Origin of the sequence: Hallella seregens ATCC 51272 (assembly GCF_000518545.1) — a bacterium.
Taxonomy (GTDB): Bacteria; Bacteroidota; Bacteroidia; order Bacteroidales; family Bacteroidaceae; genus Prevotella; species Prevotella seregens.
Genome location: NZ_JADU01000030.1, coordinates 19,556 through 33,090, shown reverse-complemented (window position 1 = coordinate 33,090; position 13,535 = coordinate 19,556). Strand labels below are relative to the sequence as shown.

The window sequence follows — 13,535 nt, the reverse complement described above, 5'->3', positions numbered from 1 at the left end:
AGACAGGCATGAACGGAAATCCATCATCATAACCTCACAGTACCCTGCGTCCAACTGGTATGACATGGTGGGGGACCCGACAATAGCAGATGCCATTCTTGACCGTATCATTCATACGGCGCATACCATAGAATTATATGGCGAAAGCATGCGTAAGTTAAGGGCTAAGAAAAGCCAGAGTATCTAAAAGGGTAAAATAAAATTGACCCCTGCACCAGAACTTTACAAGGGTCAATCATGTTGTGGCCAACAGGAGCAAATTCTACTTGGCCAAAAGGGTCAAAGTAGAGTGGCTTTTTCAGGAGCGTTGCATATGAATGTCGGAAGCAATGGAAGGTTATATGCTTCTTGATGCCAGCAGCCTCTATCCATTTCTTCAATGGCTTCGAAATCCAAGCAGCGTTCTGCAACCCTGCAAATACAAGAAGCTCTTCGTCTTCGGGACGAGTACCACACATGGCATACGCCTGCTCGGAAATGGGAAGATATGCACCCACCTTTGTCTTTATCTGTGAAATATCGATGCGCCAACTGCCGTTGCTTGTCTGTGATATTTGCTTCCATTTCAAGTTCTTGATGTCTATATGGCGCAAGCCTGTCAGAATAGAGAAGAATGATGCACGTCTAAGTACATCACTCTCGCAAGGGGTATCAGCCAATCGCTTCACTTCGTCAAGAGTGAGCGATGCTCGCAACTTGTCTTCCGATGGAATGCCTTTCACCTTGGCACTCACATCCACCGTAAGATATTCGTCAATGAAAGCTTGCTTCACTCCTGCCTTGACGATAGCGAAATAGGTAGAGGCAGTATTGCGTGACACCGTCCCTTTCTTGTTTCCTCCCAAAGGAGCGCGAAGCAGAAACATCTTGATGTCTTCCAACAGTTTCACCGTTACGCTCTTGAAGGGTATTGGTTTACCTTCTGAATATATCTTCAACAATTCACCCACCCGATTCCAATTCACGATGATGGTATTGGAACTATTGGGATGGCGTTTGTCTATGATGTCAATGAAATATTTGATGAAGTCTTGCGCACTACGTTCATTCTGTTCTATGATTTCTTCCTCACGGTCGGAATACAGGGCGGCATTGTCATATTCATGCTGCCGGAGTTTGCGCACGTTGTCCGCATATATGCAAGCCTCTTGGTCTATGCGCGACTTGCATTGGATAATGCCATTTACGTCACGCTTCGGCTTGTAGTTGAACGAGCCGTCAGGCAGCACACGGGCAATGGACGACATATCCCATTGTGGTGTGGAGATGGTTCGGTTTACAGACTCAACCAAACGGCTTGGCTTGTTGTCTCCTTTCTTATACACAGGATACGACTCGATGAAAAGATACCACTCGTTGTCATGGTGAACGGACTTGCGCAACTTCACGGTCACCTTGGTGTTCGATAATGCTTTCTTCATATTCGGTTTATTCTACTTCTGATTTATACAAATTGTCTATTTCTTCTTTCGGTACATACACATAATTGCCTATCTGCCGTGACGGAATGGAATATTTGCGGATATGCGCCCATACTGAGCTATCGTTGATGTGGTAGAGGTTGCATATCTCACCAATGGTATAACAGTCCTCAGGTTCCATACTGTATCTTCTGGGCACAGGTTTCTCTCTTTCTGCAAGACTTTCTTTTCTGGTGAGGAACATGGTTTCCAAGGCTGAGCGTTTGATTCGGGTGAGTCGCTTACCGACGTTGATGGCAGGAACTGTACCGTTCTTTATCAGCCGATAGAGTGTAGTACGTTCCACTCCGAACATAGCAACCGCTTCCTTCACCGACACATATTCCCTAATGTCAGGAATGCGTTGCTCCAAACGATCCAGTTTCTCGTTCTTCTCCTTTGCGTCCTTCTTTCGTTTCCAAGCCACCTTGCTGCACTTAGGCGAACAATACTGGCTGTCAAGAGTCTTGGCAAGGAACACTTCACCACAGACCTTACACTTGCGTTTGATTTCAAATCCTATTGCTGGCATGTTTTCTACTTTTAAGTATGCATTAGTATGTTTTGGTAGGAACAAGTTCCACATTATCTACTTTTTTGTTGTGTTGCAAATGTGCTGCAAATAAGCGATAAACAAGCGCATAACAAAGGCATAAGAAACAAGAACCCCATAAACGCAAAAAGCGTGCAACTCATTGAGCTGCACGCTTTTGCTTATTGTTTATTATGTGTTTACCTTTCGGCATTACTTAACTTCATCTGAAAGAAAACCATTATCTTTGCAATGTTATTTAGAGGAGGCAAGATGTTCTTGAAACACACAAAATCCTCTTCTTTTCATTCTGCCTTGTCTCTTAAAAAATGTAGAACGGCATGAGCTCTTTGAAAGCAGTTAAGGATGCAATTTTCCCCACATTAGTGTCATGGGTTCTGACCCCTTTTGTGACCCCGTCTTTTTGCGCTACAAGTGCGCTACACGCATTTTACACCAAATACTCTCTATATGATGTAAATCATTGGTTTATAGGGATTTTGAAAAACGCAGAAGGCCGACCCCCAAACGGATCACTTTAGGCCCATGCGGATCACAAAACGGCAAAAAGGGGGATTCTTTCGAGAATCCCCTTTTTGATGTTCATACACAGGCACTTGCCAAATGCGCTGCGCAATTCTATCGTTGCCAGCCTTTCAATCCCCGATTTTCCGACTTTCCAATCCCATCTGCATCTTGTCCACCAACAGCTCCATGAGGTGTTTCCGAAGGTCCTGGTCGGCGGGCACATTCAGTTTCCTGCGTACATGGGTGCGCACCACATCAATGTTTTTCTCAGTCTTGTCGAGCAACTGGCAGATCTCGCCCCGCTTCTTGCCTTGCAGGACGAGGTTGCATACGTCCGCCTCCGATTTTGTAAGCATGGGCAAGAGCCGTGCGAGGTCACAGTCGTCCATGAGGTGGCTTTGCAGGTAGAGGCGCACGGCATGGATGATATTGCGTTGCGACTTCGGCTTGAGCATGGCAAACAGGCGGTCGGCGTCCTCCTGGGTAGGGTGGTCGTTGCTGCTCATCCGCAGATAGGCCTCTATCTCCCGCTCGTTGAGCCTGACGGCGTGCATCAGCACCGATTCGCGATGGTGCAGGTCGGTATTCTCCGTCTGCACGTGGCGCACGTTGCGGCGCAGCAGTTCACCCAGCACACAGAGAAAGAACTCCACGCCAAGAAAAAATCCAAAGAGTTTCCGTAGGGCCGGTTCTTCCAGATAGCCGGCGACACTTCCGAACGCAATCAGACTGATGGTGGCGACGATGAACGGCGTGTATTTCACGAAACACATCACGAGGAACACCACCGCCAGCAGCGATGTGATCTGGTTGAGAAGAATGAGTTGGATGTACTGGTCGGGGCGTATATGCGCAAAATATATAAGACGGCATACGATGGTAGCCTGGGCCACGAGGGCGACGAGTGAGAATGCGACAGGAATGGACAGACGATGGGAGAACCAAAGCGAGAGTGCCGTGAGGCAGATTGCCAGATGGATGGTGCTCATCGCCATCGGCAATGCTTCCTGCGACCCGCCCAGGCCCATGAGCTGCATGGAAACCACGATGGTGACGATTGCGGAGTGCAACAGATATACGATAATCTGATGGCGGTCGATGGCGGTTTTTGCTCTCGACTGCATGAAAGACTTAGCCTTTTCCTGAAGATTCTGTAGGGCCATGATGCTTGTTTTTGCTTGTAGTATTACGGCTGCAAAGTTACGGCTTAATTTTCAAAAGACAAGTTGTTTTTTATGGGATTTTAAGGGTGTTTTATGGTTTTTAGGGGGAGAAAAATTCAGAAAAATGCGTTTTTTATAACCAAAATTTAAACAACGTTTCTTTGTTTTATATAAATTTGCTTCGCCTTTCAACGTCGAAAGCCCAGAATCTTCATGTCGGTTCGGTGAAACCGTGAACCACTGACGGACGGGAACCGACCAATGTGAAAAGACGACAACCACGCCCACAGAGAAGAGCGATTCATGTGGGCAAACCCATACGACAAGTAACAAATAACTAATAATTTAAATTTTAAAATGACAACCATGAGTATGAAATTACGAAGATGGAGGTGGCACCTGACGTTGACGGTGCTGCTGGCCATGTTTATTGCCCCACCGGCTTTTGCCGACTGGAAGGATTGGAACTCAGAGGGTTTCAAGATTCTGGAGAGTCCGATAAAACCCGACGCGGACAATGTTCTCCTGAAGATTGTATGCGGCCAAACAAGCGGTCAGTGGGACTGGCTCCATGACGGAACGATTTATGCTGTCTATGATAATGGCAGTACCGAAAAAATAGGCACCCTCAGGTATAAAGGAAAGCTCTCCATAGAATCCGAATATGGTTGGGTAAATCAAACAGAAGAAGAAAAATCTCTTGGCGAGAACGACTTAATTTTTAACGAATACAGGTTCTACCCCTCTCCCAAGCTGATTTGGAAAGGCCTCACGGGCCTCAAGATCACGGGACGCTGGACGTATGGCAATAACCATATTAAAGGCAATTGGGATTATATAGAAAGCACCCAATCCCTGGGCGTCGAGGCTCCCAACCAGGCGAAGGGTTCTTTCTATCGCCCCGCGCCCGGCAAGATAGCCTTCAAGGCGAGTGGCATGACGGTTTATACCTCGCGCTATAACTACTATAATATCTATAACGACCATGGCAATTACGTCAATGACTGCGAGAAGCCGGAGAGTCACGAGGATTATTATGCCGGTTCTGGTAACGACACATCGGTCGACAAAGTGATCATCACCAACGCGAGCAACAAGGATGCCAGAAGTTTCTGGGTGACTTTTACGACACACTACTGGCATAACGACGGCAAGACCAACTTCATCGATCCTCAAGGATGGTTCGGACTGCAAGGATGTGCCTACCCGACGGACCTAAGCGTCACCACCAACCAATGGGCGGGGTCAGGCAACATCACGCTGCGTTGGAACGCAGTAACCTACGACCGCGACACCGATGGAAAGTGGGGTGTCTACAGGAAGCTCAAGGGCGGCAGTTCCTGGACGCTGCTGAAGAAAGTCCCCATCAACACCCATGATTACACGGAGACCATCAGCACGGAGACGGATTACGTCTATTGCGTGTGTTTCATCCACGAGAACTGGAGCGACCCCTCCAGTCCCGTTGGCGACATTTGCACAAAAGAGGTAAACGCGAACCTGACGCGCACGTACAACATCCAGCTCAACGTCAAGGGCGAGCAAAACAAGATTAGCGTGAAATTCACCTACCCCGCGGGCACGGGTAATGCCGCTTTCGACCTATACCGCTCCACGGACAACGGCCAGCACTGGACGAAGAAATACACGGTGCAAAAGACGCTGACGGACGTTTCGGGCGAGGACAGCTGGGAGGACGTGGACATTACCTCGTCATGCCAGATCAATATATACAAGGTGGAGACCACGGTACTGGGCAAGAAGTTCACCAGCAACATCATGTCCGGGCATATCGAGGGCGAGACAAGCCTGCAAAGCCTCATGGTGTCGAAGGGCACATATGCCAACACGGTGAAGCTGACATGGCGCGTGAACCAGGTGGGCTCGGAGGCCACGCAGTACGTGGTGGAGCGCAGGTTGCTGGGATCCACGGCGGAAGAGGACTACAAGTCCGTCTACTCCGTGGAGGGCACCAACTCCTCTTACACCTTTGACGACAACACCGCCGCTCCCGGGCAATACTACCAGTATCGGCTTACCACCTACAAGAGTTGCAAGGAGGGCGTCAGCAGCACGTTGGTGCCCCTGAGCACGCACGCCGAGGAGGGCTTCTGCGTGAACACGGGCTCCATTTCCGGCCGCATCGCCTACGGCACGGGCATGGCCGTGCCCGACGCGAAGGTCATCCTCACCTCCAATTCCGAAGCCAAGAACCAGTTCTATTCCCTCCGGGTAAAGAGCAGGGAAGCCGGTCTGCATTGGGACATGAACAACAAGCAGACGATTGATTTCTTCAAGAAAGACGGAAAGGACCGGCCCTTTACCATACAGATGTGGGTGAATCCTGACAAGGGAATGACGCATAATGCCACGTTGGCTCATGCACATTGTATCTTCCATTTCGGGTTGAAGCCGAATGAAAATAAATATGAAATCATATTAGGCGCTCCTGATGGCAACTCTGGTAATAATCGCTGGATTAATACGGGTATAAAGATCAAGCCCGAAGAATTCTCGCACATTTCCCTTTCCACGGATGGTAACCAGAAATGGACCGTGCGTGTGCCTAATGGAGAATCTATCCAAAGCTATACCGTTACGGCCAACGCTATTGACTCGAACTTTGAAATAGAGGGCATCCGCTTTGGACGCCCCAGAAGTCCCGAAGCCAGCTGGGCTTTCAGCGGCTACCTCGACGAGATACGCGTTTGGAACAAGGAACTCAGCGACAAGGAAATCCTGAACACCTACAACCGCATCATCTCCGGCACGGAGCAGGGTCTGATGCTCTACTGGCCCCTGGACGAGAACATCCCCAACCAACCCACAGCCTACGACTACAGCAAGACCAGCGATGTGCCCAATGGCAACCACGGAAAGATTCTGGGTAGCAGCGGCACCAGCCGCGAGATCAGCACCGTGGTGCCCACGACGGACCAGCTGAGCGTCTATGGCATCACGGATGCCAATGGTGGTTATCTTATCACCGGCGTGCCCTTCATCAGCGGCGGTACCAGCTATTCCATCACCCCCGACAAGGGTGGGCACCAGTTCAACCCCCAGAGCCTGACACGCTTTGTGAACAGCGAGGCCCTGAATCACAGTGCAGTTGATTTCAAGGATATTTCTTCGTTCAAGGTTACGGGTAAGGTGACATACCAAAACACCACCTATCCTGTGGACAGCTGTTATTTCTATGTCGATGGCACCATCTGCAGCAAGGACGGCAAGGCCATCATGAGCAAGGCCGACGGCAGCTACGAGATCTCCGTGCCCATTGGCAACCACCACATTGAGGTCAAGAAAGACGGCCACGTGTTCTGCGACAACGGCCGCTATCCCGCGGACCCCAACCAGGTGGGCACCTACAAGACCTTTACAGAGCCCGTCTCCAACCTGACCTTCCAGGACAGCACCTTGGTAACCATCACAGGACGTGTGGCCGGTGGCAAGACAGAGCATGACAAGCCCTTGGGCCTGGGTCTAGGCAAGAACAACATCGGCACGGCGGAAATCACGCTCGGCGTGGACACCTACCTGCTGAACGCCGTGCGCAAGCAGGGTGCAGGAGGCACGATTACCACGGAGCCCAATGCAGATAACTTGGCCATCCAATCGCCCACGACGGACGTCAACAGCACGGCCTATCGCCAGGGGGGCGACGTGGACAAGGCCAAGAAGATCGTGATTCGCACCGACGCGAGCACGGGTGAGTTCGCCGCCCTGGTGCCTCCTATATTATATAAGGTGGAGAGCATCAAGATACCCAGCAATCCCGACGAGGTCAAATTCGAGGGCCTGGGCAACATTGACGCAAGGGCCGTGCGCCAGCTGAAAACCGACTCCACCGTTGTGGATGGCAAGAAGAAAGAGTTCAAGTATGTGGCCGCGCTGAACATGCCCTACCGCATTGCGCCCACACTGGAGGTAAGCGACAAGCGCAACACCCATGGCGCCTTTGGCGAAAGCAAGTACAAGTACGACGATGGCAATGGCGTTGTGGAGGAAATCAACCTCTTCACCGCAGACAATGCAAGCGTCAACTATCTCTTTGGCAAGCCCATCTTCAAGCAACTCTCGCAGTACACCTTCAAATTAAAAGGTTTCGAGCGATATGTCAACAAGGATGGTGGCCAAGGGCATTGGGTGTATGACGAAGTGCCCCTGAAGGACGTTTCCGTCAAGTTCGCCAATCAAATGGGCACGGGCCAGCAGGTGGCCATCGAGGATTTCACATCCGGTGGCGTGGACTATAAGGTAGGCGACCTGGGCGAGACGCCACAGGACGTTGTCAAGCTCGACTCCTTGGGCCAGGCTGAATACCGATGGTCGGCAGGCTTGCCCAACATCATCGCACCCTACACGCGCGACATCACGGCCACGTACGACGTGGATGGCCGCACCTACCAGTGGGCAGGCCCAGACAATAACAAGCTGACGGGCATCGTCCTGGGCGCACTGCCCTCTGGCAACAACTTCGTGACCGAAGGCCCGGACAAAGTGGCCATGATTCTGCGCGACCCCGCCGGTACCGGCTCCTATTCTTATTGGGAAACGGGTCAAAGCACCACGCATACCGAGACGACCGAAGTAAAAGGCCACACTGGCGCCGACGAGACCATCACCGCCTCCGCGGGCTTGGTGCTCAAGACCGTCTCCGGCATTGGCTTCGCCGTGGTAAGCTCCACGGAGAACACTTTCTCCACAAGCTTTGGCATGAACGTAAGCTACGATCGCACAAACAGCAACACCACGGAGGTAACGACCTCCGCCACGAAGCGCATCAGCACGAGTGGCGCCCCGGATTTCGTGGGCGCAGCGGGCGACGTGTTCATCGGTTCCTCCACCAACATCCTCTTTGGCAACTGCCGCAAGGTGTTCGTGGAGAAGAAGAATGGCCAATTTGCCATCAACAACGGAGATGGCATCACCACGGGCCAACAGTTCACCACCGACTTCGCTTACGAGCAGAACTACATCGAGAACACCCTGATTCCCAACTTGGAGAATGTGCGCAACGCCCTGCTTACCACTGTGACCGAGAGTGATTATCCTAACTTTGCCAACAACACCAAGGAGGTGAAGTACATCACCCTGCTGAGCCGGGAGGATGAGCGTTTCGGCACGGGCAATGACGATAAGGACGTATGGGGAGCGCAAGCAGTGCCCTTCAACCACACCGAGGGCCCCAGCTACAAGGTGGTTTATCCCAAGACCGCCAGTGCCAAGCCCGGTGAGTACTATGTGGACAAGGTGCACTTCTACAACCAGCAGATCAAGAACTGGAGACAGATCCTGGCCAACAATGAGAAAGCCAAGGTGGACGCCATCCAAAACTCTGCTGATTATCTGAAGCTCAACCAGAGCTTCTCGGCAGGCTCCGGCGTGGAATCCTCCGTTACCAACACCATCACCAAGACCCGCAGCTACACCAACAGCTTCACCATGGCAGCCACCGCTACCATACACGTCGAGGCCAAGGTGTGCGACATTGGCTTGGAGAGCGAGACGACCCTGGAGACTTCCCTGGAGAGTGCAAGCACCACGGGCGACACGAAACAGAACAGTATAACGATGGGATATGTGCTGGCCGAGAGTGGCGACGACGATGCCCTCTCCGTGGACATCTTCAACGCGCCCGACGGATTCGGTCCTATCTTCCGCACGCGTGGCGGTCAGACCAGCTGTCCTTACGAGGGCCAGACCGTTACCAAGTACTATGAGCCCGGTACCGAGATCAGTGCTGCCACGATGCAGATAGAACAGCCGCATATCAGTTGCAGTCAGCCTGTGGCTACGGATGTAGCGTCAGGCTCAAGGGCTACGTTCCCCCTCGTGCTCAGCAACACGTCGGAGACAAAGGAGAATCTCTACTTCAATCTAATCATTGTGGACAAGACCAATAAGAACAGTGCCGGATTTGCACTTCCTACCGGTAACATCGGCAATGGCCGTACCATTCTTGTTCCTGCCGGAGAGAACGTGAAGATGAACCTCTATCTCACTCAGACTAATACTGATGTTTATGATTACGACAGTATAGCAGTGGTACTGGCCAGCCAGTGTCAGAGCGATCCTACCGGCGTGCACGATGTAATAGCAGATACCGTATGGATTTCTGCTCACTTCGTTCCGAGCAGTAGTGCTATCACACTTAAGAGCGATATGAATCTGATGAACACATCCACCGGAACAGATTTGGCTCTGAAGATTCGTGATTTCGATGCCACATTCAAGAATCTGAAGTATATCGAACTGCAGTATAAGGGCGAAAGCGACGCTAACTGGCGTAGAGCCAAGCGCTATGTAATAGATGCCAAGGATAAGGACAACGACAGTGAGGTGCTGCCGGAGGGTGGTGTCGTCAATGTGACATTCTCTATGGCCAACGCTGCTGTATATCCTGACCAGAAGTACTTCTTCCGTGCAATTACTGCAGCCAGCTATGGCAGTGAATTGGTAACCAATGAGAGCGAGACGCTTACCGTGATAAAGGATATGAGTAGGCCCAAGCCTCTGGGCACCCCAATGCCAAGCGACGGCCTCTTCAATCCCGGAAGCGAACTCTCACTTACATTCAATGAGAACGTATTGAGTTCAGAACTCACCAAGGAGGCCAACTTTGATGTAACTGCAGCTCTGAATGGTAGCGACATTATCTTCGACACAGCTCTCAAGATGGAGGGCAATGGCAAGACTGCCTCTACCGAGACTGATATTAATCTGTCCGGCAAGAGTTTCGCTGCCGATATGTGGCTCAAGCTCAACAAACTGGGTGGTAGCATCCTGCAGCATGGCAATGCCGACAACAAGTTTGGTGTAGCTATGGATGCCAAGGGGCATCTTGTGGTGAGCATCGGTGCCAACAAGTACACATCAACCAAGGTGATGCCTCTGAATCAGTGGGCTTATCTCACTCTGAGCTATCAGGCAGGCGACAATGAGAATCTGCTGTATGCTACTGTAGCTTATGACGCTACCACTGCCAATCTGTTTACTGCCGAGAAGGTGGCTGCTTATTCAGGCAACGGCCGTCTGAGCGTAGGTGGTGGTACTGATGGCAGTATCAAGGAGCTTGTGCTCTGGGATGGCGAGCGCACTATCAACGAGGGTCTCGCTAATAAGTTTGCTACCAAGAAGCCTGCCACTACGGGTATCTTGGGTTACTGGAAGATGGACGAAGGTCAGGGCCGCGTGGCCAGCGATTGCGCTCGCAGTCGCAACATGTCACTCTCTAACGAGGCTTGGTATCTCAACAACATCAATAAGTCAGCCCAGATGGATGGCAACAGCTATCTCAAGATGAATATCTCTAAATGTCCTGCAATGGATGCCGACGACTATGCAGTAGAACTCTGGTTCCGTGGCGAAAAGCAGAGTGACAATGCTACTCTCTTCAGCCTTAACGAAAATGCACTGCGCGTAAGCTTCACAGAGGCAGGTGCTCTGCAGCTCACCTCCAAGGACGAAACCACAGCACTGGGCAAGAACAGCTATCTAGACAACAACTGGCACCACTTCGCTCTCAACGTACAGCGTGCCGGATATGCTTCAGTATATGTAGATGGCGCATTGCTCAAGTCGATGCCTGCCAAGAAGGTAGCTGCATTTGCAGCCGATGCAGCAATTATCGCTGGTACCCGTTATCTCGACACTACCGGCGAATGGGCATATCGCGATTTCTTCAAGGGCAGTATTGATGAGGTTCGCTTCTGGAATGCAACTCTCTCTTCTAATCTTATCAAGGAGCGCATGCGCACTATGGTATCTGCGAATGCCGAAGGTCTTAAGGCTTACTATCCATTCGAGGAAGTATCCGTAAACCTGGGCAATGGCCAGAAAGAGGTAAAAGGTTCGCTCAAGGATATGAGTGTGATGAAGGCTCAGGATATGACCTGCAACTCTTCAGTCAAGTTTACTGATGAGACACCGGCTCTGAAGACAGTAACCCAGGAGCAGAATCTGGCTTACAGCTTCGTGGCTTCTGACAATAAGATAGTAATATCTCTGGATGAGGATGCTGACAAGCTCGAGGGAACTACTGTTCACATCACAGTGAAGAACGTACATGATATCAATGGCAACCTGAGTTCACCTATCACATGGAGTGCATTCATCCATCAGAACACGCTGGTATGGACAGAGGATGTAGTGGCTCTTACACAGAAAGAAGGCGACAACACTGGTTTCACAGTAGCATTTACCAACAGCGGTAGCAATACTGAAAACTGGACTCTCGTTTCTCTCCCATCTTGGCTCAAGGTAGATGCAGAATACGGGCAGCTCACGCCTCAGTCCAGCAAGACTCTTAAGTTCTCTACTCAGGAATCTATAGCTATCGGCAAGTATGAAGCTACTGTATACCTCAAGGGCAACAATGATATCTACACTCCTCTCACAATATCTCTCAACGTTACCGGCGAACAGCCATCCTGGGCGGTAAATCCTGTAGATTATGAGCAATCCATGAACCTTATAAGCAACCTCAGCATCCAGGGCACTCCAAGCAACGACGAGAATGATATTGTAGCTGCATTCGTCAATGATACAATATGTGTAGGTGTGGCTAAGCCAGAGTATCTGTCTAAGTACGACTCTTACTTCCTGCTCATGACCATCTATGGCGATGTTGAGGCTAAAGAGGTAACATTCAAGGCTTACGATGCCAGCACGGGTCGTGTATATCCGGTAATCAGTGAGAACCCTGCAGTGAGCTACAAGCCCAACACGCTGGCTGGTTCGTTCACCTCTCCTGTGGCTCTCAACGCGCTCGACTATATAGAACGTACCCTCACCCTCAACAAGGGTTGGAACTGGAAGTCAGTCAATGTAAAGATGCAGTCTACTGCCCTTGCCGATGTATTCCATACAGTAGGCAAGCAGATAGCCAATATCAAGTACGACAACTACTTCGCGCATGCCAACGAGAATGGCGAGTTTTCTGGTAATCTCACCAATATCGATTACAAGCATACTTACCTAATCAGTGTTCGTGAGGCTTGTGAGCAGAATGTGGTAGGTGGTATTCTCGATCCCACGGCAGTACAGATACCAATGAATATCGGATGGAACTGGATATCTTACATCCCACAGACTACAATGAGCGTCAATGAAGCACTTGCAGGCATAGCAGCCAACGATATGGATATCATCAAGAGCCAGAACAAGTTTGCTGTCTACACAGGCACTGACTGGCAGGGCTCACTCAAGTATATGACTCCTACCGAGGGTTATGCTTACTTCAATGCAGGCACTCAGGGCTTCAGCTTCAATTATCCCAAGACATCATCTGCCCAGAGAGCTCATCGTGCTCCTAAAAAGCAGCATGAGGCAGGCGTATGGCTCAACAATTCTTATACGGAATATCCATACAACATGACTATGATTGCTAAGGTGATGAATGGCGATATGCCAGCTGCAGACCATGAGATAGCTGTATTCAGCAACGAAGGCAACTGTCGCAGTGACGAATTCACAGATACCGATGGTATGGCTTATCTCACTGTTAGCGGTGGTGATGAGGCTGAGGTAATGACAGTCAAGATCCGCGAGACTGCTACCGATCGAGTTTACACTCTGCCTCATGTTTTCACTTATAATCGCGACAGAATGATGGGCACTTACGCCCAGCCATTCACGATCGATCTTATGACTACAAGTATCGAAAATGTCATCACTGCCGGTTTCCGCAGTATTGATGTTTACGATACAACAGGTACTCTGTATCGTCATATCGAACAATCCGATGGCACGTCTGTTCTCAATGCGATGAAGCATGGCATTTACATCTTCGTCATCAACACTGACAAAGGCCGTCAGGTTAAGAAAATAGTAAAGTAGATAGTTCTCTCT

At 50.5% G+C, this 13,535-nt stretch carries 5 protein-coding genes; 2 read left to right on the top strand and 3 right to left on the bottom strand.

The features are described from left to right. Nucleotides 1-187: ATP-binding protein (locus L888_RS14135; protein ID WP_027952726.1), on the top strand; the 187-nt coding region annotated here is incomplete at its 5' end. Here the strand turns inward: L888_RS14135 and L888_RS13570 are convergent. The 3 genes from L888_RS13570 to L888_RS0109555 form a co-directional block, all read right to left on the bottom strand. Further along, nucleotides 165-1,421: a site-specific integrase gene (locus L888_RS13570; protein ID WP_075261862.1), complete on the bottom strand. Its 1,257-nt coding sequence runs from the start codon at nt 1,419-1,421 to the stop codon at nt 165-167. The two genes, L888_RS14135 and L888_RS13570, sit on opposite strands and share 23 nt — an antisense overlap. 7 nt (nt 1,422-1,428) lie before the next feature. Next, nucleotides 1,429-1,992 (bottom strand): helix-turn-helix domain-containing protein, encoded by a 564-nt coding sequence (locus tag L888_RS0109560; protein ID WP_027952725.1) that lies wholly within the window; start codon nt 1,990-1,992, stop codon nt 1,429-1,431. A gap of 656 nt (nt 1,993-2,648) precedes the next feature. Then, the gene (locus tag L888_RS0109555) at nt 2,649-3,683 is read right to left on the bottom strand and encodes a helix-turn-helix transcriptional regulator (protein ID WP_027952724.1); all 1,035 of its coding nucleotides are present in this window, start codon (nt 3,681-3,683) and stop codon (nt 2,649-2,651) included. Nucleotides 3,684-4,055: 372 nt separating this feature from the next. Here L888_RS0109555 and L888_RS0109550 point away from each other — a divergent pair, with 372 nt between their 5' ends. After that, a complete protein-coding gene (locus L888_RS0109550) occupies nt 4,056-13,523 on the top strand; it encodes a LamG-like jellyroll fold domain-containing protein (RefSeq protein WP_245594859.1) in 9,468 nt (3,155 codons plus the stop codon). The last annotated feature ends 12 nt before the right edge of the window (nt 13,524-13,535 follow it).